General features: G+C 72.7%; 23 protein-coding genes and 1 tRNA gene. 11 read left to right on the top strand and 13 right to left on the bottom strand.

Annotation, left to right across the window (positions count from 1 at the left end):
* The first annotated feature begins 2 nt into the window (after positions 1 to 2).
* Genes nuoL through nuoN form a run of 3 tightly spaced genes read left to right on the top strand, consistent with a single transcriptional unit; the run spans position 3 to position 5,292 of the window.
* Entirely contained in the window at positions 3 to 2,000 is a 1,998-nt protein-coding gene (gene nuoL, locus A6035_RS02280) for an NADH-quinone oxidoreductase subunit L (RefSeq protein WP_108846441.1), read from the top strand.
* The gene (locus tag A6035_RS02275) at positions 1,997 to 3,559 is read left to right on the top strand and encodes an NADH-quinone oxidoreductase subunit M (protein ID WP_108846440.1); all 1,563 of its coding nucleotides are present in this window, start codon (positions 1,997 to 1,999) and stop codon (positions 3,557 to 3,559) included. The genes nuoL and A6035_RS02275 overlap by 4 nt, the downstream gene beginning before the upstream one ends.
* The gene (gene nuoN / locus A6035_RS02270) at positions 3,556 to 5,292 is read left to right on the top strand and encodes an NADH-quinone oxidoreductase subunit NuoN (RefSeq protein ID WP_108846439.1); all 1,737 of its coding nucleotides are present in this window, start codon (positions 3,556 to 3,558) and stop codon (positions 5,290 to 5,292) included. Before A6035_RS02275 ends, nuoN begins: the two co-directional genes overlap by 4 nt.
* Before the next feature lie 126 nt (positions 5,293 to 5,418).
* On the opposite strand, the gene A6035_RS02265 is transcribed toward nuoN, so the two are convergent.
* Positions 5,419 to 5,775, bottom strand: coding sequence for a 4a-hydroxytetrahydrobiopterin dehydratase (locus A6035_RS02265; RefSeq protein ID WP_108846438.1), 357 nt, complete (start codon positions 5,773 to 5,775; stop codon positions 5,419 to 5,421).
* 131 nt (positions 5,776 to 5,906) lie between these two features.
* On the opposite strand from A6035_RS02265, the gene gluQRS reads away from it, so the two are divergent.
* From gluQRS to A6035_RS02250, 3 genes are read left to right on the top strand one after another with little or no spacing between them, the layout of a single operon-like run.
* Positions 5,907 to 6,830, top strand: coding sequence for a tRNA glutamyl-Q(34) synthetase GluQRS (gene gluQRS / locus A6035_RS02260; RefSeq protein ID WP_108846437.1), 924 nt, complete (start codon positions 5,907 to 5,909; stop codon positions 6,828 to 6,830).
* A 53-nt stretch (positions 6,831 to 6,883) separates the two neighbouring features.
* The gene (locus A6035_RS02255) at positions 6,884 to 7,747 is read left to right on the top strand and encodes a queuosine precursor transporter (RefSeq protein WP_108846436.1); all 864 of its coding nucleotides are present in this window, start codon (positions 6,884 to 6,886) and stop codon (positions 7,745 to 7,747) included.
* Positions 7,744 to 8,109 carry a CHY zinc finger protein gene (locus tag A6035_RS02250; RefSeq protein WP_108846435.1) on the top strand — a complete coding sequence of 122 codons (366 nt, stop codon included), beginning with the start codon at positions 7,744 to 7,746 and terminating at the stop codon, positions 8,107 to 8,109. The genes A6035_RS02255 and A6035_RS02250 overlap by 4 nt, the downstream gene beginning before the upstream one ends.
* Here the strand turns inward: A6035_RS02250 and A6035_RS02245 are convergent.
* From A6035_RS02245 to A6035_RS18160, 3 genes are all read right to left on the bottom strand, one after another.
* Positions 8,097 to 8,633 (bottom strand): hypothetical protein, encoded by a 537-nt coding sequence (locus tag A6035_RS02245; protein WP_108846434.1) that lies wholly within the window; start codon positions 8,631 to 8,633, stop codon positions 8,097 to 8,099. The genes A6035_RS02250 and A6035_RS02245 overlap by 13 nt on opposite strands.
* A gap of 148 nt (positions 8,634 to 8,781) precedes the next feature.
* Positions 8,782 to 10,065, bottom strand: coding sequence for a tRNA guanosine(34) transglycosylase Tgt (tgt, locus tag A6035_RS02240; protein WP_200836339.1), 1,284 nt, complete (start codon positions 10,063 to 10,065; stop codon positions 8,782 to 8,784).
* Complete coding sequence (locus tag A6035_RS18160) at positions 10,065 to 10,202, bottom strand: hypothetical protein (protein WP_159149399.1); 138 nt, start codon at positions 10,200 to 10,202, stop codon at positions 10,065 to 10,067. Before A6035_RS18160 ends, tgt begins: the two co-directional genes overlap by 1 nt.
* On the opposite strand from A6035_RS18160, the gene A6035_RS02235 reads away from it, so the two are divergent.
* On the top strand, positions 10,201 to 10,830 hold the full coding sequence (locus A6035_RS02235; RefSeq protein WP_108846433.1) for a TetR/AcrR family transcriptional regulator: 630 nt from the start codon (positions 10,201 to 10,203) through the stop codon (positions 10,828 to 10,830). The two genes, A6035_RS18160 and A6035_RS02235, sit on opposite strands and share 2 nt — an antisense overlap.
* 383 nt (positions 10,831 to 11,213) lie before the next feature.
* Here A6035_RS02235 and A6035_RS02230 read toward each other — a convergent pair.
* The 4 genes from A6035_RS02230 to A6035_RS02215 form a co-directional block, all read right to left on the bottom strand.
* A tRNA-Ser gene (locus tag A6035_RS02230) sits at positions 11,214 to 11,304 on the bottom strand.
* Positions 11,305 to 11,406: 102 nt separating this feature from the next.
* On the bottom strand, positions 11,407 to 11,610 hold the full coding sequence (locus A6035_RS02225) for a CsbD family protein (RefSeq protein WP_108846432.1): 204 nt from the start codon (positions 11,608 to 11,610) through the stop codon (positions 11,407 to 11,409).
* A gap of 149 nt (positions 11,611 to 11,759) precedes the next feature.
* Positions 11,760 to 12,221 carry a nucleoside deaminase gene (locus A6035_RS02220; protein WP_108846431.1) on the bottom strand — a complete coding sequence of 154 codons (462 nt, stop codon included), beginning with the start codon at positions 12,219 to 12,221 and terminating at the stop codon, positions 11,760 to 11,762.
* Positions 12,218 to 12,745, bottom strand: a complete 528-nt coding sequence (locus A6035_RS02215; RefSeq protein ID WP_108846430.1) for a tRNA adenosine deaminase-associated protein — start codon at positions 12,743 to 12,745, stop codon at positions 12,218 to 12,220. Before A6035_RS02215 ends, A6035_RS02220 begins: the two co-directional genes overlap by 4 nt.
* 36 nt (positions 12,746 to 12,781) lie before the next feature.
* Here A6035_RS02215 and A6035_RS02210 point away from each other — a divergent pair, with 36 nt between their 5' ends.
* Positions 12,782 to 13,768, top strand: a complete 987-nt coding sequence (locus A6035_RS02210) for a prephenate dehydrogenase (protein WP_108846429.1) — start codon at positions 12,782 to 12,784, stop codon at positions 13,766 to 13,768.
* A 4-nt stretch (positions 13,769 to 13,772) separates the two neighbouring features.
* Here the strand turns inward: A6035_RS02210 and A6035_RS02205 are convergent, their stop codons facing one another.
* Together A6035_RS02205 and A6035_RS02200 are read right to left on the bottom strand one after the other, a co-directional pair.
* Positions 13,773 to 14,324, bottom strand: coding sequence for a putative glycolipid-binding domain-containing protein (locus A6035_RS02205; protein WP_108846428.1), 552 nt, complete (start codon positions 14,322 to 14,324; stop codon positions 13,773 to 13,775).
* Positions 14,325 to 14,439: 115 nt separating this feature from the next.
* Positions 14,440 to 15,750: a cytochrome P450 gene (locus A6035_RS02200; RefSeq protein ID WP_208635555.1), complete on the bottom strand. Its 1,311-nt coding sequence runs from the start codon at positions 15,748 to 15,750 to the stop codon at positions 14,440 to 14,442.
* A gap of 148 nt (positions 15,751 to 15,898) precedes the next feature.
* Between A6035_RS02200 and A6035_RS02195 the strand changes: the two genes are divergently transcribed.
* Both A6035_RS02195 and A6035_RS02190 read left to right on the top strand, forming a co-directional pair.
* On the top strand, positions 15,899 to 16,528 hold the full coding sequence (locus tag A6035_RS02195; RefSeq protein ID WP_108846426.1) for a hypothetical protein: 630 nt from the start codon (positions 15,899 to 15,901) through the stop codon (positions 16,526 to 16,528).
* A gap of 46 nt (positions 16,529 to 16,574) precedes the next feature.
* Positions 16,575 to 17,114, top strand: a complete 540-nt coding sequence (locus A6035_RS02190; RefSeq protein ID WP_108846425.1) for a PGPGW domain-containing protein — start codon at positions 16,575 to 16,577, stop codon at positions 17,112 to 17,114.
* A gap of 10 nt (positions 17,115 to 17,124) precedes the next feature.
* Here A6035_RS02190 and A6035_RS02185 read toward each other — a convergent pair whose 3' ends face one another.
* Positions 17,125 to 19,578 (bottom strand): glycoside hydrolase family 65 protein, encoded by a 2,454-nt coding sequence (locus A6035_RS02185; protein ID WP_108846424.1) that lies wholly within the window; start codon positions 19,576 to 19,578, stop codon positions 17,125 to 17,127.
* 183 nt (positions 19,579 to 19,761) lie between these two features.
* On the opposite strand from A6035_RS02185, the gene A6035_RS02180 reads away from it, so the two are divergent.
* Positions 19,762 to 20,223, top strand: a complete 462-nt coding sequence (locus A6035_RS02180; protein ID WP_108846423.1) for a hypothetical protein — start codon at positions 19,762 to 19,764, stop codon at positions 20,221 to 20,223.
* Here A6035_RS02180 and A6035_RS02175 read toward each other — a convergent pair.
* A complete protein-coding gene (locus A6035_RS02175; protein ID WP_108846422.1) occupies positions 20,178 to 22,106 on the bottom strand; it encodes a DUF2339 domain-containing protein in 1,929 nt (642 codons plus the stop codon). The two genes, A6035_RS02180 and A6035_RS02175, sit on opposite strands and share 46 nt — an antisense overlap.
* 58 nt (positions 22,107 to 22,164) lie before the next feature.
* Entirely contained in the window at positions 22,165 to 23,085 is a 921-nt protein-coding gene (locus A6035_RS02170; RefSeq protein WP_108849024.1) for a DMT family transporter, read from the bottom strand.
* Positions 23,086 to 23,194 lie beyond the last annotated feature (109 nt).

Below are 23,194 nucleotides of genomic sequence, written 5' to 3'. Positions count from 1 at the left end.
CGATGACGACGACAGCAACCGCGGCCACCCTCGCCCCCGCCGCCACCGGGTCCGCGCTGTGGCTCATCCCCGCTCTTCCCCTGCTCGGGGCGGTGGTCCTGCTGGTGCTCGGTCGGCGGGCGGACGGTTGGGGCCACCTGCTCGGCTCGGCGACCGCGCTGGGCTCGTTCGCCGTGGCCGTGTGGCAGCTCGTCGAGATGGTGGGCCGTGGCCCCGGTGGCCGGGCGGCCGCGCAGACGCTGTTCACGTGGCTCTCGGTCGGCGACCTGCAGGTCGACTTCGGCCTGCGGCTGGACGAGCTGTCGATGGTGTTCGTCCTGCTCGTCACCGGCGTCGGCCTGCTCATCCACGTGTACTCGATCGGCTACATGGCCACCGACCCCGCGCGGCGCAAGTTCTTCGCCTACCTCAACCTGTTCCTCGCGGCGATGCTGCTGCTGGTGCTGGCCGACAACTTCCTCGGCCTCTACCTGGGCTGGGAGGGCGTGGGCCTGGTCTCGTACCTGCTCATCGGGTTCTGGCAGCGCAAGCCGTCCGCCGCGACCGCGGCCAAGAAGGCGTTCGTGGTCAACCGCGTCGGCGACATCGGGCTGGGCGTCGCGCTGATGGTCATGGTCACCCAGCTGGGGACCCTGTCGTACGAGGGCGTGTTCGCTGCGATCGAGGGCGAGGGCGGGGCTGGCCCGGCCGCGGCCGGCTCCGCCGGCGTCAGCTCCGGGCTGGTCACCGCGCTCGGGTTGCTGTTGCTGCTGGGCGCGTGCGCCAAGTCCGCGCAGGTGCCGTTGCAGTCCTGGCTCGGCGACGCCATGGAGGGCCCGACCCCGGTGTCGGCGCTCATCCACGCCGCGACCATGGTCACCGCGGGCGTTTACCTCATCACCCGCACGAACCCGGTCTTCGACGCCGCCCCCGCCGCCCGCGCAGCGGTCATCGCCGTCGGCGCGGTCACGCTCCTGTACGGCGCGGTGATCGGCTGCGCGAAGGACGACATCAAGAAGGTCCTCGCCGCCTCCACCATGAGCCAGGTCGGCTACATGGTGCTCGCCGCCGGGCTCGGGCCCGCCGGGTACGCGCTGGCGATCATGCACCTGCTCACCCACGGCTTCTTCAAGGCCGGGCTCTTCCTGGGCGCCGGCTCGGTGATGCACGGGATGGGCGACGAGGTGAACATGCGCCGCTACGGCGGACTGCGGGCGGTCATGCCGATCACCTTCGTCACCTTCGGCCTGGGCTATCTCGCGATCATCGGGGTCCCGCCGTTCGCCGGCTTCTACTCCAAGGAGGGCATCATCTCCGCGGCCTTCGACGCGGGCGCCGGTACCGCGGGCGCGGGGTCGGGCGCGACGGGATCGGTGCTCGGCTACCTGCTCGGCGGCATCGCGCTGCTCGGCGCGGCCCTGACCGCCTTCTACATGACCCGCGTGATGATCCTGACTTTCTTCGGCCCCCGCCGCTGGGCCGCGGACGCGCACCCGCACGAATCCCCGGCGACGATGACCGGACCCATGATCGCGATCGCCGTGGGCTCGGTGGCCGCGGGCGGACTGCTCGCGATCGGCGGCCGCCTGCAGGTGTGGCTCGCCCCGGTCGTCGGCGAACACTACCCCGAGCACGTCCTGCCGGTGTGGCTCGTCACCGCCGCATCCCTGGTCGCGGTCGCGGCGGGCGTGGCCGTCGCGGTCCGCCTCTACGCCCGTGCGGACGTGCCCGCCACCGCACCGGAGGGCTCGCCGCTCACCCGCGCCGCACGCCGCGACCTCTACGCCGACGCGCTCAACGAGGCCGTGTTCATGCGCCCCGGCCAAGCGCTGGTCGCCGGCACAGCGGTCGTCGACCGCCGGGTCGTGGCCGGCGCGGCGACGGGCCTCGCCGCCGCCATCGGGGAACTGTCCGCCCGGACGCGACTCCTGCAGTCCGGACTCACCCGGTCCTACGCGCTGTACATGCTGGTCGGCGCGGTCCTGGTGATCGCGGCCATGCTGGGCGGGGGCGTGCTGTGACCGGCCCCGGACTGCTCACCGCGCTGTGGCTCACGCCCCTGGTCGGCGCCCTCCTCGTCGTCGTCCTCCCCACAGGCGCGCGCCGCGCGGCGAGGCCCCTCGCACTGGCCACGTCCGTCGTCGTCCTGGCCGTGACCGTCGTGCTGGCGGTGCGGTTCGAGCCCGGCGGCGCGGCCCACCAGTTCGTCGAGTCTCGGCCGTGGATCCCCGCGTTCGGCGCGACGTACACGCTCGGCCTCGACGGCGTCGCGCTCGTGATGGTCCTACTCACCGCCGCGCTCATGCCGCTGCTGTTCCTCGCCGCGTGGCGGGACAACGACGGTGCGGGCGGGCGCCGCGGGCAGGCGTACCCCGCGCTGCTGCTCGCGACGCAGGGGCTCGCGCTGGTCGCGTTCACGAGCCTCGACGTGCTGCTGTTCTACGTCGCGTTCGAGGCGATGCTCATCCCGCTGTACTTCCTCATCGGCGGATTCGGCGGCACTGACTCCGGCGGCACGGACGCCGGCCGCACCGACCGGGCCCGCGCGGCCGTGCGGTTCCTCCTCTACAACCTTCTCGGCGGTCTGGTCATGCTCGCCGCGGTGATCACCCTTTACATCTACACAGACCGGGCCGGGCTCGGCCCGGACGGCCGCGGCACGTTCGACTACCGCCTCATCTCCGACGCCGTCGCCGACGGTCGCCTGCAGCTCCCGACCGGCGCGGCGCTGCTGATGTTCGCCGGGTTCACCCTCGCGTTCGCGATCAAGGCGCCCCTGTGGCCGTTCCACACGTGGCTGCCCGGCGCGGCCGTCGCCGCGACGCCCGCCTCCGCCGTGCTCATGATGGCGGTGGTCGACAAGGTCGGCACCTTCGCGATGCTGCGGTACAGCCTGCCGCTGTTCCCCGGAGCCGCCGACACCGCGACGCCCGTGATGGTGACGTTCGCGGTGATCAGCATCATCTACGGCGGGCTCATGGCGATCGCGCAGACCGACCTGCTGCGTCTCATCGCGTACGCGTCGATCTCGCACTTCGGGTTCATCGTGCTGGGAGTGTTCGCCGCGACGACCCAGTCGGCCGCCGGCGCCACGCTCTACATGGTCAATCACGGCCTCGCCACGGCCGCCCTGTTCCTCGTGGCCGGGTTCCTCGTGCGTCGGCACCGGATCCGCGAGATCGGCTACTACGGCGGCGTCCAACAGGTGGCGCCCGTGCTGGCCGGGGTGTTCCTCGTGGCCGGGCTCGCGACACTCTCCCTGCCGGGGCTCGCGCCGTTCATCAGCGAGTTCCTGGTGTTCGTCGGCACGTTCGAGGTGTATCCCGTCGCGGCGGTCCTGGCGACGGCGACGTTCGTGCTGGCCGCGATCTACATCCTGTGGACCTACCAGCGCGTCATGGGCGGGCCCGTCGCGACCGGGCTCGAGACCACGCCCGACCTGACGGTCCGCGAGCGCGTGGTCCTGGCCCCGCTCGTCGTGGCGCTGGTCGCGCTGGGCTTCTACCCGCAGCCGGCGCTGGACGTGATCGACCCGGCGGTCGCCCAGATCGTCACCCACGTGGACGGAGCCCCCCGATGACCCCGGACATCGCCTACTCCTCGCTCCTGCCGTTGCTCGTGGTGTTCGGCGCGGCGATCGTCTCCGTGCTGGTCGAGGCGTTCGCGCCCGCCCGGCACCGCTACCGCGTGCAGGTGGTGCTGTACCTCGGCGGGCTCGCCGCGGCACTGGTCTCGGTGGTCGCGCTCGCCGGGACGCGGACGGTGACGGCCGGTGGCGCCGTGGCCGTCGACGGGCCCGCCCTGTTCCTGCAGGGCGCGACGGTCCTCGTGGCGATCGGCGCCGGGTTGCTCATCGGCGAGCGGGCGCGGGACGGGGCGGAGGAGCGCGCCGCGGTGGCGGGGGCCGCGGTGGGCGGCGCCGCGGTGGCGGGGGCGGCGGTGGGCGGCGCCGCGGTGGGCGGCTCGACACGTCCGCGCCCGCCCGTGCTCGCCGGGTTCGCGCCGCAGGCCGCGCTGGCCCCGGGCGGCGACGCCGAGCGGGAGGCCGAGCGTGCCGGCGTCACCCAGACCGAGGTGTTCCCGCTCGCGCTGTTCGCCACCGGCGGGCTCATGCTCTTCCCGGCGGCCAACGACCTCATCACCCTGTTCATCGCGCTCGAGGTGCTGTCGCTGCCGCTGTACGTCCTGTGTGGCATGGCCCGCCGACGACGACTCCTCTCGCAGGAGGCCGCGGTCAAGTACTTCCTGCTGGGCGCATTCTCGTCGGCGTTCTTCGCCTACGGCGCGGCGCTGATCTACGGCTACGCCGGGACCGTCGACTTCGGCGGGATCGCGGCCGCGGTCGCAGCGGGAGGCGGCGGGGGCGGCGGCGGGGGCGGTGTCGGCGCGGGCGGCGACGCTGGCGGCGGCGTCCCGCTGGCGCTGATCGGCGTGGCCATGATGTCGGTGGGCCTGCTGTTCAAGGTCGGCGCGGTGCCGTTCCACACGTGGACACCGGACGTCTACCAGGGCGCGCCCACGTCGATCACCGCGTTCATGGCCGCGGGCACCAAACTCGCCGCGTTCGGGGCGATCCTCCGCTTCTTCCACGTCGCGGTGCCCGGCCTCGAGGCCGACTGGGCGCCGGTGCTGTGGGTGATCGCGGCGCTGACGATGATCGTCGGCACGGTCGTCGGCGTCACCCAGAACGACGTCAAGCGACTGCTGGCGTACTCGTCCGTCGCGCACGCGGGCTTCCTGCTCACCGGGGTGCTCGGCCCGACAGCCGTCGGGACGTCCGCCACGCTGTTCTACCTGGCCGCCTACGCCATCAGCACGGTCGGCGTGTTCGCCGTGGCGGGGCTCGTCCGCGACACCGACGGCGCCGAGATCACCGACCTGCGCGCCTGGGCCGGGCTCGGTCGCCGTCAGCCGCTGGTCGCGGGCGCGTTCGCCCTGCTGCTCCTGGCTCTGGCGGGCATCCCGCTGACGAGCGGGTTCATCGCCAAGTTCGCCGTGTTCTCCGCGGCGGTGGCCGGCGGCGCGGTGAGCCTCGTGGTGATCGGCGTGCTCACCAGCGCGATCGCGGCGTCGTTCTACATCCGGGTGATCGTGGTGATGTTCTTCCGCGACTCCAGCCCGCTCGACGGGGCGGGCAGCGCGGGCACCGGCGTGGCGGGCAGCGCGGGCACCGGCACCGGCGAGGTGGCGTTCGCCGCCCGGCCGCTCACACTCGCCGTGGTGGCTGTCGCGGCGATCGTGACGGTCCTCCTGGGGATCATGCCGCAACCGCTGCTCGACCTCGCCGAGGCGGCCGCCGCGTTCGCCGGGTAGACCCCGCTACGACCGGCCCCGGGCGCCGCCTCCGCGCCGAGCAGAGGAATTCGCCTGTATCGGTCGAGTGCGCGTGTGCGTTTTCCTCTTCTCGCCGGCCGTCCCCGGGCCCGTGAGCCTCGGCCCCTACTCCCCCAGTCCGAGCGGGGTCGCGTCGAACTCGCCGGACAGCGCTGAGATCGACCGCGCCAGCCGCAGGTCGCGCCGGGTGACGCCGTCCACGTCGTGGCTACGCAGGTCCAGGGTGACCTCGTCGTAGCTCCACAGCAGGTCGGGGTGGTGGTTCTGCGAGTTGGCGGCCTGGCCGATGGCGGCGACCAGGTCGATCGCGGCCTGCGGCGTCTCGCACACGGCGGTGTAGGTCAGCGATCCCTCGGACAGGGCCCAGCCGGGTAGGTCGGCGAGGCCCTCGGCGATCTGCTCCTCGGTGAGGCGGGTCTGGTCGTCGGCGTCGGGGCGGGCGTTGTCGGCGTCTGCGCTCATGCCTCCAGTCTGGCACCTCGCCGCGCGGCGGGCGCTCCTGGCGCGCGGCCCACCACGCCCCAGCGCGACTCGCGCCCCCCGCGCGCGCCACGCCCCCGCCCCACCACGACCACGCCACCTACCCTGTTGACGTGGAAACCCCCGCGAGCCTCCTCCCGCCCGGCGCCGGCCGCTACGCACCGAGCCCGTCCGGTGACCTGCACCTGGGCAACCTGCGCACGGCGGTGGCGGCGTGGATATTGGCGCGGGATTCGGGGCGGTCGTTCCGGATGCGGGTCGACGACCTCGACGCCGCGCGCGCCCGCCCCGGGGTGGCGGAGCGGCAACTGGCGGATCTGGCGGCGATCGGCCTCGACTGGGACGGCGAGATCATGTGGCAGTCCGCGCGCTCGCACGCCTACGCCGCGGCCGCCGACCAGCTGGCGGACCAGAGCCTGGTCTACGAGTGTTACTGCTCGCGCAGGGAGATCGCGGAGGCCCCGCGCGCGCCGCACTCCCCGCCGGGCGCCTACCCGGGTACGTGCCGGGACCTGCCGGAGGCCGAGCGTGAGCGTCGCCGTGCGGCGCTCGGTCCGGGCCGGGTGCCGGCGCTGCGGCTGCGCGCGACGGTCGACGAGCTGACGATCACCGACCTCGTCCACGGCTCGTACACGGGGATCGTCGACGATGTCGTGCTGCGCCGCGGCGACGGCGTGTGGGCGTACAACCTGGCGGTGGTCGTCGACGACGCCGAGCAGGGCGTGGACCAGGTCGTCCGCGGCGAGGACCTGCTCTCCTCGACTCCCCGCCAGGCGCATCTCGCGGATCTGCTCGGCCTCCCGCATCCGCAGTACGTCCACGTGCCGCTCGCGGTGAACGCCGCCGGTGAGCGGCTGGCGAAGCGGGACGGCGCGGTGACCCTGGCCGACCTGGCGGAGGAGGGGACGACGACGAGGGCCGCGATCGCCCGGATCGTGGCCTCGCTCGGTGGGCCGCAGGGCGCGGACTCGATCGAGGCGTTGCGTGGGGTGGTCACGGCCGAGTCCCTGCGATCCGGTGCCTGGGTGGTGGCCTGACCCGGCGGGCCGGATTCGTCGCGGGCGCGCGTCTGCCCGGATAATCGTCGCTCGTGACCATTTCATCGCAGACCCCTGAGCCCCGGGACCCGCACGGGACTGGGCGGCCGGACGGGATCACTCCCGAGCCGGCGCGCAGCACCCAGACCCCCGGCCCCGCCCGCACTCCGACCCCCGACCGCAACCAGCCCGCGTTCGCCACCGTCGGCAGCCCCTACTTCGGCTACCTCATCGCCCTGTTCGTCGGCGTGATGCTCATCAGCAACGTCACCGGGACCAAGGGCGTCCTCCTCTTCCCCGGCCTGTCCTTCCAGCTCGGGTTCCTGTCCGTCGACGGGCTCGTGACCGACGGCGCCTTCCTGCTCTTCCCGCTGGCCTACGTGCTCGGCGACGTGATCAGCGAGGTGTACGGCTTCCGCGCGATGCGCCAGGTCGTGCTGTCGGGGTTCGCGGTCCTCGCGCTGGCGGCCTTGAGTTTCACGGCCACCGTGTACCTGCCCGCCGCGCCGTTCTACGAGAACCAGGACGCCTTCGAGGCGGTCGCGGGCGTCGTCCCGCAGTTCTTCCTCGCGGGGCTCGCCGGGTACGTGGTGGGCGAGCTGCTCAACTCGTACGTCCTGGTGTGGATGAAGCGGCGCACCGGCGAGCGCAGTCTGTGGGCGAGGCTGCTCGGTTCGACCGTGGTCGGCCAGCTCGCCGACACGATGGTCTTCTGTACGATCGCCGCCCCGGCCCTGGGCATGGCGCTCTGGTCGGGTGACTACTGGAACTACGTCGTCATCGGATTCGTCTGGAAGACCCTCGTCGAGGCGGTGCTGCTGCCCGTGACGTACCTGGTCATCGCGTGGATCAAGAAGCGCGAGCCCAGCTACCAGGCCGCGCTCTCGCGGTCGGCCCTGTCACAATCGGCGGCATGACCCCGCCCGACCTCCCGACCGACGAGAACCCGCCCCACGGCAGCCCGCCCGCCGTGACGGTCCTCGGCGCGACCGTCGACGACCAGACCCGCTGCGTCCACTACGGGAGCCCGCTGGACATCGTCGCGATCCGCTTTCACTGCTGCGGCGAGTTCTACCCGTGTTTCCGCTGCCATGCCGACGCCGTCGACCACCCGGTCACGGCATGGCCGGCGGATCGGTTCGACACCCGCGCGATCCTGTGCGGGGTGTGCCGGTCGACGCTCTCCATCAGCGACTACCTGGAGGCCGACTTCTGCCCGTCGTGCGCGTCGCCGTTCAACCCGGGCTGCTCCCTGCACCACTCGATCTACTTCGAGTGAGGAATCCCGTCGGCCTCGTTCATCGCCGTGATGACCGTGCGCAGCACCCCGAGCTCCAGACGCGTGAGGTCCTCTCGCCGGGCGAGGTCGGCGTCGCGGCCGAGGGCGAGCGCGCGTTCGGCCGTCTCCGGGTCGGGAAGAGTCCTGACGGCATCGGCCAGGACCCCCGCCACGTCGCGGGGGATTCCGAGCATCACCGCGTCGGACACGATCGTCTCGACGATGTCCCTGTAGATCGCACCCGCCCGGGCGTCGAGCAGCGGAACCACGCGGGCGACGTCGTCGTAGAGCTGGTCGAGGTGGCCGTCGTCGTCCGGGTGTTCCTGATCCAGAGACGCGGTTTCGGCGACGTTGCAGAGGAAGTCGAACAGCATCTGATGGGCCGTGTAGGGGCCGGGCCAGAGTCCGAGGTGCTCGGCGAACGGTAGGGAGGCGGCGCGCGAGATCAGCTTCGCGGCCCGCTGCTCGTCCCCGTCGACCATTCTGGTCAACGCCTTGTCCAGCAGGTTGAACGCCGCGTCCATCGCCGCTTCGCTGACCTCCGCCAGCGCCCCGGTCTTGACGTCCGGATGGAACCCGTACGGCGTTCGTCTGCCAGGTCCTCGTCGAGCGTCAGCCTACGGTCGTCCGTCATGCATTCAGTCTTCCATCCGCGGCGGCTCGACGTCCGGGTCACCGCCCGGAGTAGTACCGCCCCAGGAACTGCTCCTTGTACGCCGCGTACTCGTCGGGCCCGGCCGCCATGGCCGCGCGCACCTCGTCGACGAGCCGCACCACAAAGGCGAGGTTGTGCAGTGTCAGCAGCGTGGAGCCGAGGAACTCCTTGGCCTTGAACAGGTGGTGCAGGTACGCGCGGCTGTACTCGCGCGAGACCTCGGACGGCCCCTCGGGGTCGAGCGGCGTGTGATCGTGCCGGAACTGCGCGCGGGTGATGTTGACCCGCCCGTCGAGCGTGTAGATCCCGCCGTGGCGCGCGAGCCGGGTGGGCGCGACGCAGTCGAACGTGTCGGCGCCGTTCTCCACGGCGGTGAAGATGTCGTCGGGTTCGCTGATGCCCAGCAGGTGCCGCGGCCGGTCCTCGGGCAGCTCCTCGGTGCACCAGCCCACGATCGTGCCGAGGTTCTCCTTCTCCAGCGCGCCGCCGATGCCGTAGCCGCCGAAACCGCGCCGACCCTGCTCTTCGGCCCGCTCGCTCATCTCCACGAGTCCGCGCACGGCCTGCCGTCGCAGGTCCTCGAACTGCGCGCCCTGCACGACGCCCCACAGCGACTGCCCCGGCCGGTGCGTCCGCTCGGTCGACAGCCGCTCGTGCTCGTCGAGGCAGCGCTGCGCCCACCGGCGGGTCCGCTCCACCGAGTTCTCCTGGTACCGGCGGGTGTTCATGAGGGTGGTGAGCTCGTCGAAGGCGAAGATGATGTCGGCCCCCAGCGAGTGCTGGATCCGCATCGACACCTCGGGCGAGAAGCGATGCCGCGAGCCGTCGAGGTGCGAGGTGAAGGTGACGCCGTCCTCGTCGACCTTCGCGAGCCGCCCCTGCCCCTTGTTGGTCGCCGAGTCGTCGGGGGCGGCCTTGGTGCCCGCGCTCATCTCGATGACCTTCTTGAATCCCACGCCCAGGCTCATCACCTGGAACCCGCCGGAGTCGGTGTAGGTGGGGCCGTCCCAGCGCATGAACTCGCCGACCCCGCCGGCCGCGTCGACGATCTCGTGCCCGGGCTGCAGATACAGGTGGTAGGCGTTGGCCAGCACGGCCTGGGCGCCGGTCGAGCGGACCTGATCGGGCGTGAGGGTCTTGACCGTCGCCTTGGTGCCCACGGGGATGAACGCCGGGGTGGCGATGTCGCCGTGGGGCGTGTGGATGACGCCGGTGCGCCCGCCGGCGGTGCCGTCGAGAACCATCCGCTCCCCCACGTCGAAGGTGGTGGGGCGGGTGTCGGGCGTGGCGCTGTCGGGCATCACTCCATCGTGGCATGTCGGTCCGTGATCGTGGACGTGACCCTAAGATGGAGCTGTGCGTCGGCCGGGGGGACGTGGGTGTCGGCGCCGGGGGGCGCGACGCGCGCGTCGATGAGTACGACGACGAGGTGTGCCATGACCGCAACAGGAGGACGACGGCTCTCCAAGCAGGAGCGCCGTTCGCAACTGGTCGTGTTGGGGATCCGGCTGCTGGAGACGGTGCCTTTCCACGCCCTGTCCCTGGACGACGTGGCGGAGCGGGCCGGAGTGTCCCGCAGCCTGCTGTTCCATTACTTCCCTACCAAGCTGGACTACCTCACGGCGGTCGTCCGGGCGGCGGCCGATCACGTGCTGTCGCTGACGGAGGTCCCGGAGGGCACGAGCGCGGAGGACTGCACCCGCGCGATCGTCACGGCGCTGGTCCGCTACATCCAGCGTCGGCGCGACAACTACGTGGCGGTCCTGCGCTCGGGCCGGGCGGTCGACCCCGCGTTGGAGCAGGTCGTCGACGGCATGCATCGCACGATCAGCCTGCGGATCCTCGACAGCATCGGGGTGGACGGGGCGGGCCCGATGGCGCTGGTGCTGACGCGCGCCTGGCTCGCGGGGGTCGAGGAGCTCGCGCTGCTGGGCGAGGAGTCCGGGCTGCCGCAGGCGGCGGTCATCGATTCGGCGCTGTCGACGCTCAACGCGGTCGTGTCGCTCCCGGACTTCATCGACGACGTCACCTGCACCGGCAACGGCACTGGCGCCAACCCCGCCTGACCCCGCCCGCAGCCTCGGTACGCCCGCGCACCCCGCACACCCAGCCCACCGCGAGCGCTCGCTCACGCGCTTCCCACCCGCACCCCGCCCACCCGCACCCGCATCCCTTTCCACAGCCGCCCCTCGGCATGGCGTCTCGCGCGTACCGCGGGGCGGGCCAGACGCCATGGCGAGGGGCGGGAGCAGTCGGCGCGGGCAGGCACAGGAGCGAGACGCCAGGGCCGGGAGCGGCTGTTGGGGGCGCGGCCGGGGGCGAGGCGCCATAGCGGGGAGCGAGACGCCAGCCGCGGGAGCGGACAGTCAGCGCGGGCCGGGCCCGGTCGGGCGCCCGAGCGGAAATGGCGAGAGCCCCGGACCTCTCTCGAGATCCGGGGCTCTCCCCGTGGCGGTGGCGGTGGGATTTGAACCCACGGTTGGGGGTTACCCAACACAGCATTTCGAGTGCTGCACCTTCGGCCGCTCGGACACGCCACCGCCGATCAGGCTACTGCACGAGGGCCCGCAGAGAAAAATCGGCGCTCCCCGCCCTCCCGGGCGACCGGGGCCCGCCCCGCCGGAGGCGGCGCGGGCACGCGCTCACTTGTCGTTGCCGGTGAGCTTGCCGGCGGCCTCGTTGGCCTTGTCCTTGAGCTTCTCGGCGCCCTGCTTCAGGCCCGCCTCGCCCTGGTCGGCCTGGCCCTCGGCCTGCAGATCACGGTCGCCCGTCGCGGCGCCCGCCGACTCCTTGGCGCGGCCACCCAGCTCCTCGGCCTTGTTCGAGAACTTGTCTCCCACTCCCATGTGGCACTCCTCTCGATCGCGGCGCCGGGGCCCGACGCCTCTCACGACCCACCGTACGGAGACCCGGCCGGGCCCTCCACCGCGCGCGGGTCACGATCGGATCACCGGGCGGGGCGGGCGAATTCAGCGCCGGGCGGGGCGGGCCGGCGTCAGCGCCGGGCGCGGAAGAAGCCCTCGAGAACAGCCGCGCACTCGTCCTCCAGCACGCCGCCGTACACCTCGGGCCGATGCACCAGTCGCCGGTCGCGCACGACGTCCCACAGCGAACCGCAGGCCCCTGTGCGCGGCTCCCACGCCCCGAACACGATCCGGCCCACCCGCGCCGCGACCGCCGCCCCCGCGCACATCGTGCAGGGCTCGAGCGTCACCACGAGGGTGCACTCCTCCAGCCGCCAGCCGTCGCCGAGCACCCGCGCGGCCTCGCGCAGCGCGAGCACCTCGGCGTGGGCGAACGGGTCGCCGTCGGTCTCCCTGCGATTGGTGGCGGCGGCCAGCTCGGAGCCGTCCGGCCCGAGGACCACAGCGCCGACGGGCACGTCCTCGGGCGGGGTCCCCGCGGCGACGGCCAGCGCTCGGCGTACGAGGGCCTCGTTCGCCCGGTGCGCCCTCACGAGTCGGGCAGGTGCCGCTCGAACTCGTCGCCGAACCCCATCCGCTCGGCCACGGACTGCAACTGCTCGTCGGCGTACAGATCCACCTCGGAGACGATGATCTCCAGCACCCCGGCCGGCAGGCCCATGTCCTCGAGGATCGCCATGTCGCCCTCGCCCCAGGGATCGGTGTCCTCGAGCTCCTCGTCGGTCATGTCGGGCACGTCCACGTTGAGCTCGTCGAGCACGTCGGCGGCGAGGTCGTAGTCCAGCGACGCCGTGGCGTCGGAGAGCATGAGCCGCATGCCGGACGGCCCCGGGCGCAGGATCACGAAGAACTCGTGGTCCACGTCCACCAGCCCGAACGACGGCCCCTCCGCCCGCAGCGCCCGGACCTGCCGCGCGGCGTCGTCGAGACTCGTCAGCGCGGCGTCGTCCAGCCGCATGACCTGCCACGACCCGCCGTCCTGCACCACCCCGAGCGCGATGCCGGTCACCGAGTCGTCGTCGGAGTCGCGGGCGTGTCGGTCAGAGCTGCTGGCCATGGGCTCAACCGTAGTCTGCTGTGAGAACCTTGTCAGGTGACGGTGACGGCGGACGTGTGTGTGCTCGGGGCGGGTCTGATCGGCGGTTCGCTGATGCGGGCCCTCGGCCCCGAACGGGCCTTCGGATGGAACCGTTCCGCCGCAGGCGCCGAGGCCGCCACCGCCGCAGGTTTCGCGGTCACCACCGACCTGCACGACACGCTCCGCCGGGCCCGGCAGGCCGATGCCCTCGTCGTCGTCGCCGTCCCCCTCCCCGCCCTCGACGCGGTCCTGGGCGCGGTGGCCGAGCACGCACCCGGCGTCGCCCTCACCGACGTCATCAGCGTCAAGGGGCCCGTCCTCGACGCGGTGCGGCGGCACGGTCTCGGGGCGCGGTTCGTGGGCGGACACCCCATGGCCGGCACCGCCCACTCCGGCTGGGCCGCCACCGACCCGGACCTGTTCCGCGGCGCCACGTGGCTCGTCGCCGCCGACGATGGAGCCGACCCCGACACCTGGGCGCGGGTCGCGCGGCTCGCGCTGGACAGCGGTGCGCGGATCCTTTCGGCGACGTCGGCCGAGCACGACGCGGCGGTCGCCCGAATCTCCCATCTCGGCCACGTCCTCGCCGAAGCCCTCGCACTGGCGGGCGGGCGCGGCGGGGATCTCGCGCTCGCGCTGGCGGCCGGGTCGTTCCGCGACGGCACCCGCGTCGCGGGGACGGCCCCCGACCTGGTGCGGGCCATCTGCGAGCCCAACCGGGACGCGCTGCTGGACGTGCTGGACGACTGCCTGGCCGACCTGCGGGACGCGCGGGCGTCGCTGGCCGAGCGGGGAACGCTGGGACCGCTCGTCGACGACGGGCACCGCGCGCGGCGCGCCTACGAGGAGGCGCGGGCCGGGACAGGCGGGGCCGGGGCGCCGGTGGAGATCACGCCGGGCGCCGCGGGGTGGCTCGAGGAGCTACGCGCGGCGGGGGCGGCGGGCCGGGAGGTCAGGCCCGGCGTCAGGCCCGGCGGCAGGCCGTTCAGGCCCGACAACTGAGTGTTCAGGCCCGTCGGCTGAGGCCCGGCACGTCGATGATCATGCCGTCGGTGTCGACGGTCGCGCTGGTCGAGGCGGTCGCCGTGATGCCGTGGACCTGCTCGTCGTCGCTGGACATCGTGACGGTGTCCTCGGTGACGTCGAGCGCCATGAAATCCACCGACAGCACGCGCGTCTCCGCCGACCCGGGCTGCGCGTGCAGCCCGAGGCGGCGGATCATGACGCTGGCGAAGAACAGGCTGTGGGTGACGTCCACGTCGACCACGCCGTCGCCGCCGACGCGGGACCGGGTACCGCTCGGATCGTCGAGGAGCCAGGAGCCCTCGTCGTCGCAGGCCAGGTCGATGGAACGCTCGTACTCCTCAGTGCTCACCGTCAGCCCGACCCGGCGCAGCGCACGATTCGAGCCGATCTCCGCGTCATACTCGACCGTGAATGCCGCGTGCTCGGGATGCGCGGCGGAGACGATCCGCCCACGGGCGCGCGCGGAATCACCTCTGGGGACGACTCTGACCTGCTCGATCACCCTGCCGGTCTCGGAGATCCACGTGTACATGCAGGGAGCCGAGGCGCGCGGCGCTTCGGGCTGCGAAGAGGGCGTCTGAGAAGCGTTCACACCGTCCACGGTAGGAAAATCTCCAGTGAAACGCACATCCGGCTCCTCTGCCACCTCAGCGCGGACGCAGGTCCACGCGCGCCCGGCGCCACGGGTACAGCGTCACGTTGCGCGATCGCGGCCACTCCCGCCCGCCACCGACCGGCTCCAGTCGGTACCTCTCGAGGAGTTGCCGCAGGATGACCTCGCCCTCCATCATCGCGAACGACGCGCCGATACACCGGCGCGCCCCGCCACCGAACGGCAGCCACTCCGTGGGCGTGGGCACCTCGCCCAGGAACCGCCCCGGGTCGAAGTCGCCGGGCGACGGATAGGTCCCCGGCGAGCGGTGGGCCAGGACGATCGACGGTGACACGGTCACGCCCCGCGGGTAGGTGCGCCCGCCGATGGTGGCCGGCTCCTGCAGCTCCCGCATGACCATGGGCACGACCGGGTGCAGTCGCAGGACCTCCTTGAGCACGGCGTCGAGGTACTCCGACCCGTCCCCGGCGATCTCGGCGACGCAGCGCTCCTGGACCCGCGGATGGCGGGCCAGCTCGAGCATCGACCACGCCATGGCGGTGGCCGTGGTCTCGTGCCCGGCCGCGACGAGGGTCATGAGCTGGTCACGCAGCTCCGCATCCGAGAGCCCCTGCGCGTCGGACGCCGAGGCGCGCACCAGCAGCGCGAGGAGGTCCCGCCGCTTCTCGAGCGCCGGGTCGCGCCGGGCGGCCTCGATCTCCTCGCCGAGGAACTCGTGGATGGTCTCGAGGTCGCGCACCTCGCGGCTCCACGGCCACAGCCGGCGCAGCGGCCCGATCCCCAGCCCGATCATCACGATCGGCCCCGCGTCGACCGCCCGCGCGACGATCGGCCGCATCCGGTCCAGCCGCGCGGAATCGGTCACGCCGAACACGACCCGCAGGATCACCTCGAGGGTGAGCTGGTTGAGCAGGACGTGGGCGCGGACGCGGCCCGATCGCGGCCACCGGGACAGCTGCTCGGCGGTGACCTCCTCGACGAGCTCGCGGTAGCCGGCGATCTCGCGCCGCCCGAAGGCCGGCGCCAACAGTCGCCGCGCGCGGGCGTGCTCGTCACCGTCCTGGAGCAGGAGCGAGTGGTCCCCCAGGAGGGGTCGGAGGAGGTCGTTGCCCTTACCGGCGTGGAAGACCGACGGCGAGCCGGCGAACACGTCCTTGACCTGCGCGGGCTCGGAGACCGCGACGACCTTCCGCCCCCGGGGCATGAGATCGAGCGTGAACGGCACCCCGTACCGGCGGGCCGCCGCGGGGAACACGGCCGCGGGGGCGGCGAGGGCGAGCACCGCCTGCAGGAGGCGGGGCGCCCGCGGGCCCGGCGGAAGCCTGTGTCCGGCATCACTGATCATGCGCCCACCGTACGAGCCGCCCGGGCCGACCGCAGCGGGTTCGCTCCCTCGATCCGCGCGGCCGTGCACCCCTGTGACACCCGCGGGTCGCCGGACGTTCACCGCGATCGCCACCTCGTCGTCGTCGATCGGGTTTAACCTGGGCCGCATGGCCCTGCTCCCGGTGGACACGGACTCGACGCCCGACGACATCGCCGCCCTCCTCGCCGTGGACGCCGCGGTCCGCGCGGCGGTCGGGTTCGAGCACGATCCGCCCACCGCCACGGCCCTGCACTGGGCCGGCGCAGAGGGCATGTGGATGGCCCTCCTGCGGCCCGGTGACGGACGCGCCCTGCTGGCCGGCTGGCACCACGAGTTCTCCCTCACCGAGGGCAGCGGGCGCGCCGGCGAGGCCGGCACCGACCTCGTGGGCGACGCACCCGGCTGGTGGCGCCGCGGCGTCGAACACGCCCGGTCCCGCGGGGCGTACCTGGGGTTCCTGTACGGCTGGGACGGGACGCGCTGGTGGCGGCTGGACCAGCCCGTCGACGACGGCTTCGACCCCGAACTGTTCCCCGTGACGCGGGCGGCGCTGCGCGACATCATCGACGACCTGGCCGATTCCACACTCCTCGACGACCCCGACCCGGACGCCGTCGAGGCGCTGCTGGACGCCGGAGCCGGGCTCACCGCCGCGCACCTCGCCGCGGTCCTCCACGCCCCCGACGGCTGGCCCGAGGTCGACCTCGAGGCCGGGGCCCGCGCCGCCGACGAGTACCGCTCCACGGTCCCCGCCTGACCCCCACAGCCCCTATGACGCGCCCGATTTCTGTCACGATGGTCCGGTGAGAAGACTCGGCTACGTCGCGGCGAGGCGCCTCGGCCTGGAGGTGCTCGGCTGGACGCTCGTCGCCCTGGGCGTCGCCGCGCTGTTCCTGCCCGGCCCCGGACTGCTCATGCTCTTCGCCGGGACCGTCGTGCTCTCCAGGCAGTACGAGTGGTTCGACCGGCGGCTCCTCACCGTCAAACGGCTCGCCATGGAGGGCGCCTCCCACGGGGTCCAGTCGTGGCCGAGGATCGCCGGCTCGCTGATCGGCGTGGCCTGGCTGATCGGGCTGGGGCTCTTCTGGGGCATCGGGTCGGCGGTGCCGGGATGGTGGCCGCTCTCGCCGGACTTGTGGCTGGTCGGCGGGTGGGGCACCGGCGGCACCCTCATCTTCTCGGGGCTAGTGGCGCTGGCGCTGCTCGTCTACGCCTTCCGGCGGTTCCGGGGCAGCCCGTACGACCACGAGGCCGAGGTGGTCCACGACCGTCAGCGGCGCGAGGAGCGACGCCGGGCGCGCGCGGCCCGCCGGCACGCCCGCGCCGAGGTCACGCCAGGCTGAGTCACGGCCGTCACGCCAGGCTGAACCGTTCCTCGCCGCCGACCGCGACCAGCCGTTCCCGGCCCGCCACGCGGACGCGCACCGGCGTCGCGTCGATCACGCCGTCGCGGTGCCGGATCACCACCTCGTCGCGCATCACCGTCACGGTGAGCGGCGAGCGCTGGTAGATCACCGTGAACGAGACGCCGTCGATCGCCCCCGGCAGATTCGGCTCCAGGTGGAGCATCCCGCCCTCGGCCCGCATGCCGGCGTAGAAGCGTTGCACGAGATCGACCGTGCCCGCCATGACGCCCATGTGGATGCCCTCCCGGGTGGTGCCGCCCTGGATGTCGCCCACGTCGCTGCGCAGCGCCACCGTGAACCGCTCCCACGAGGAGTCCGGGTCGAAGCGGGCCAGGACGCCGGCATGGGTGATGTACGACAGGGTCGACCCGTGCGAGGTCCGACGGTCGTAGTACTCGATCATGCGGCGGGCGGCGTCGTCGGGGAACTCGTAACCGAGCCGGGTGAAGATGCGGCGCAGCTCGTCGTCGCCGAACAGGAAAGACAGCATCACCGCGTCCGCCTGCTTGGCCAGCTTGTAGCGGTCCGGGGTGTCGCCCTCGGCCTTGAGGATCCGGTCGAGGCGCTGGATGTCCCCGTACTTCGCGCGGTAGGCGTCCCAGTCCAGTTCCTCGAGGTCGTCATAGCCCTCGAACTGGCTGATGATCCCGTCGTGGAACGGCACGAACATCCGGCGGCTGATGTCCTTCCACCGCTCGATCTCCTCGTCGCGGAGCTCGAGCCGAGCGCGGACGGCGTCGGCGCGCGGTGCGGGCAGCAGGTCGAGCAGGTGCGCGGCGATGTCGCAGATCCACGCCACGAAAACGTTGGTGTAGGCGTTGTTGCGCAGACCGCCCTCGGCCGCGCCCGGGTACTTCTCGTGGTACTCGTCCGGGCCCATCACGCCGTGGATCTCGTAGCGCTCCCGGTCGGACGAGTAGTGCGCGACGGAGGACCAGAACCGCGCGATGCCGAGCATCAGCTCCGCGCCCTGGGACTCGAGGAACATCGTGTCCTCGGTGGTGGTGATGTACTGCCAGACGTTGTAGAAGATCGCGGCGCTGACGTGCCGCTGGTTGTGTGACAGGTCGACGTCCCACTTCCCCGACATCGGGTTGAGGTGGACCTCCTGGGTCTCCTCGGTGCCGAGCGATCCGCTCTGCCACGGGAACATGAAGCCGGCGCGGCCGGCGGCCCGGGCGGCGGCGCGCGCCTCGGCCAGGCGTCGGTAGCGGTACATGAGCAGGCTGCGGGTGACGCCCGGCAACCGGTACGTGAGGAACGGCAGGACGAACAGTTCGTCCCAGAACACGTGGCCGCGGTAGGCCTCGCCGTTGATCCCGCGGGCGGGCACGCCGGCATCGAGATCGGCGGTGTTGGGCGAGCACGTCTGCAGGATGTGGCTGATGTGGACGCGCAGGAGGTGCTGGGCCTCGTCGTCGCCGAACACCTGCACGTCGCACGCCTGCCACAGGCGGTTCCACGACTCCCGGTGGTGCGCGAGGGCGGACTCGAACGACCGCGACCTGGCCACCGAGCGGTGCGCCCGCACGAGCGTGTCGCCCGTCGCGGGGTCGCGCGAGGTGAACAGGGCCACCGACTTCTCCACGGTCACCGGCACCCCGCGTTCGAGGTCGAGGTGCAGCGTCTGCTGGACGTGGTCGGGGGTGCGGAAGTCGCTGCGGGGCACCTCGACCGGCCGGCCGACGGCGAGGACGCGGGTGCGGGCGGCGACGCTGACGGTGACCTCGGACTGGCGGGTACGGGTCTTCAGCGCCATCACCTCCGATTCCGGGAACTCCGCCCCGACGGGGTGGAGGTGGACGCCCTCGAGGTCGCGATAGCGGGGCACGCCGTCGTTGGTGACGCGCCCGTCGATCGCACTGACGACCTCGGCGGGCCCGGACCAGTTGAGCGGGGTGAGGGTCCACTCGAGGTAGGCGTGGTGCATCGACGCCATGGAGGTGAACCGACGGCTGACCAGTTCGGTCTCGCGCCCCTCGCGGTCGCGGAAGCGCAGGTGCCGGGTGAGCACCGCGGCGCGGAGGTCGAGCCGGTGCCGGTAGTCGAGGATCTCCACGTCCGCGAGGCGCAGGACCTCCACGCCGCCGATGCGGAGTTTCAGCGGCAGCCAGTTCGGCAGGTTGACCAGGTCCTCGTTGTGGACCGGGACACCGCCGAGCAAAGTGGTCGCGCGGTTGTAGAGGCCGTGGGCGTAGGTGCCGGGGTAGTGGACGTCGTCGGCCTCCTCCCATTCGGCCGTGCCGCGGGTGGCCATGTACCCGTTGCCGGTGGAGGTGAGGGTCTCGCGCAGGCCCTCGTCCCGGGGGTCGACGCCGTCATAGGCGAGGGTGAACGCGGCGTCGGTGTCGCTGGCGGTGTCGCTGGCGGTGTCGATGGGCCCGGTGTGCGAGATGGTCACATCTGTGACACAACCACACGCGAGTCGTCGGCGGGCGTGGTCGGCGGGCCTGTTCTCGAGATCGTCATCCCGCCGAGACCCGCCGGCCACGCCGATGGGCTATGATCTAGGTCACAGTCGGGACGGTTCGGGCCGCGCCGCGAATCCCCTTGTCGACCGTCTCGTCGGACACGGGAGTTCACCATGACCGTTCAGCTCATCGAGATCACCGAGGACGTCGCCGACCGGATGCAGATCCTCACCACGCCGACGACCTGCCAGGTGGAGGACGCACGCATGATCATCGTCGACCTGCTCGGCTCGGCGCCATCGTGGCCGCTGGCCGTCCTGGTCGACCAGGTCTGCATGGCGTACGAGTGCCCGGACGGTGAGCGCCTCATGGTCGATCTGCGCGATCGGGAGGGGCTGGCGGACGACCTGCTCCGGGACGAGCCCGCGCTCAAGCGAGTGCGGTGGGTGCGCGCCACGCGGATGGCGTTGCGCGAGCTGACCGATGCGGGCGAGGTCGTGTGGAGCCAGCCGTCGGATGACCCCGACGAGGTCGACCACCCGGAGGTGCAGGTGCTGATGTCCGGCGCGGAGCCGCGGGCCTTCCACGTCTACGTGGGCGAGCCGCTTCCCGACGGGTCGGTCTCCTTGCGATAGCGCACGGCCACCGCGAGCATCACCGCGCCGACCGCGATGAACGACAGGACGCGGAACAGGCCCGGCAGCGTGGCGAGGTCCAGCAGGAGCAGCTTCGCCAGCGCGAGCGCGCCCAGAACGAACCCGAGCCGTCGGGCGTCGGCGATGCGGGGGCTCGCGGTGAGGACCAGCCACGCCGCGCAGCAGATCCACAGCACGGTCACCACGAGATGTGCGGCGAGGAATCCGGTGCGCGCCGCGCCGGTGAGGTCGCCGATCGTCACGCCGGCGGCGACGATCATCACCGAGAAGGTGGCCAGGGCGACGACCGCGCCGACCATCGTCACGCGCCCGGCCTCGCGGGGCAGCCGGCGTCGCGCCCACCAGGTCACGGCGGCCGCCAGTGCGGTGACGGCGAACGCGGAGACGACGTCCCAGTAGCTGAACCCGCGCACCGCGAGCCGCTCACTGAGCGCGAGGTGCGGTTCGTTGACGCCCAGGTACACGAGCAGGGCGAGCCCGGAGGCGGCGCCGGCCACCCAGTGCAGCCACCGGCGGTCCCCCAGCCCGGCCGCCGCGACGTACGCCAGCGCGCTGAGGGTGAGCGCGAACCCGGTCATCTCACGCCCGCCCAGCTCGACCCAGGTGAGCAGGAGCAGTGCGCTGCCGACGATGCCGGTCACCGCGGACAGGTGCGTGGCGGGTCGGTCGCGGTCGGTGCCGTCCATGCGGCCGGTGCGGTCAGCGCGGCCGGCGACGGCGGCGACGATCAGGTAGGCCGCGGCGAGGAGCAAGCCGTAGGGCCAGCCGGGCCGGAGGAGGTACGTGGCGGGTAGGAGGGCGAGGGGCAGTGCGGTGGGGACGACGACGAGGGCCGCGTTCTCGACGGCGGGGCTGCGGCGGAGTGTGTCGTACCAGGCGACCCCTGTTCCGACGGCGGCGAAGACGAGGGCGGTCGCGATGAGCGCCATCTGTTCGCCGCGGGAGTGGAGGGCGGCCTGCGACAGGTATCCGGCCAGCAGGACGCCGGGGAGGACGGACCACACGACGCGGACGGCCACCCCGAGGTCGGCGGCGAGGACGGCGGTGGCGATGCCGACGATCGCGACGAAGACCGGTAGCTCGACGTCCGTGGAGATGAGCGGGGCGAGCAGCATCGTGCCGGCGGACACGAGGCACCCCAGCAACCCCGAGGCCCACCGCTGCGCCAGCGCCATGCCGCCGAGGGCGAGTCCGCCGACGAACATGAACGCGGCCGGGACGGGGATCCACAGGTAGAGGGTGGTGGCCGCGATGATGTCGAGCATCGCCGCGGCGAGTCCGGTCCCGACGAGCGCGAGCGCGCCGGGGTTGACCGGGGTCTCGGCCGTCGGTTCGTGGCGCGTTTGTAGTCGTAGGCCCAGCACGATGAGGACCACCGCGAGCGCGGCGGCGGCGATCACCCGTGCGATCGGCGGGAAGAGCCCGGCCTGGATGGCGACCACCAGCAGGAAGGCGATACCGGCGAGCATGACCGCCCCGCCGATCGCCGCGATGACGGTGGCTGCGGTGATCCGCGGCGCCCGCCGGGGCCGCGCCTCGGCCGGCGGAGCCCACGGCTGCAGGTGCGGCGGCAGCGACTGCGGCGACTGCCGTGAATGCTCCGGTTCCGGCCGCCATGCGTGCTCCCGCGCCGGCTGCTGCCACGGCCGCCCGGGCGGCTGCCACGGCGACTCGGTCGCGGCCGGCTGCGAAGCTGCGTGCGGACGCGGCTGCGGGGCCGGCTGCGCGGCCTGGGCGGGCCCGGCGTGCCGACCGAGCGCGATCAGCCCGGCCCGGACCTCGGCGACCTCCGCGGTGATGCGTCCGAGGCGGGCGTCGAGGTCGGCGAGGGCGCGCTGCAGGTCAGGCTGCTCGGGGTTCACCCCCGAATCATCTCCCGCCCCGGCCGCGGCGTCCATATGTCACGCCCGGGCCCGCGCTCTACCGCCGCGCGCGCTGACCCGCGGGCGCCGGACGCGACCGCAGGACGAGGATCACGCCGACGGCACTGACGGCCATCCCCACCACCGCCGGGAGGGTGATCGGGACGCCGAACATGAGCCACACCCAGACCATCGTCGTGGGCGGGGTGAGGTACAGCAGGACGCTTGCCACGGTGGCGCCGCGGGTGCGCGTGACGAAGACGAAGAGGACGTAGCCGCACAGCGTCGACAGGAAGACCAGCCAGGCCACCGCCGCCCAGAAGTCGGTTTCCGCCTCGGGCGCCGCCTGACCGGTCAGCACCGCCGCAGCCATCAGCACCACACCCGCGACGACGGACTGCATGGTGATGGACTGCAGCAGCGACTCGGTGGGGCGCAGGCGCTGGGTGAGGACCGTGCCCGTGGCCAGGCTGAGCATGCCCGCGGCCGGGAACAGGTACGCCCACCAGGGTGCGGACCCCGCGTCCAGGCCGCCGGAGACGACCATCACGACGCCCGCCAGCCCGAGGGCCATACCGATCCACATGCCGGCCGTCGTGCGTTCGCCGAGCACGCGACCGGCGACGGTGGCCACGAGCAGCGGCTGGAGGGCGGCGATGAGCGCCGCGGTGCCGCCGTCGACGCCGCGCGCGACCCCCTCGAAGATCATGTACAGGAACACGGCCTGGCTGAACAGGCCGAGGACTGCCTGCCGGGTCCACGCCGCACGGTCGTTCAGTCGCACCCGCAGCACGAGGCAGACGCCCACCAGCAGAACGCCGAGGATCGAGAAACGCCAGGCCAACAGCTGGAGGGGGGTGCCGCCTGCGCGCGTGCCGAGCTCCGCGCCGACGTAGCCGGAGCTCCACATGAGCACCAGCGCCACCGACGCCAGATGGCCGCCGTTCCGGCGAAGCGCCTGACGCGCGGACTCGGGCATCGTCACACCTTATGGCCCAGCCGCCCTCGCCGTCGTCGACCCGATCCGCACCACCCCCTCGCGCGCCCACGCCGAATTCGCGCAGCAGCGGGCACTCGGCACCGGCGGT

It is taken from the genome of Dietzia lutea (assembly GCF_003096075.1).
GTDB classification, from domain to species: domain Bacteria; phylum Actinomycetota; class Actinomycetes; order Mycobacteriales; family Mycobacteriaceae; genus Dietzia; species Dietzia lutea.
This window is presented reverse-complemented; position numbering and strand designations above follow the sequence as displayed.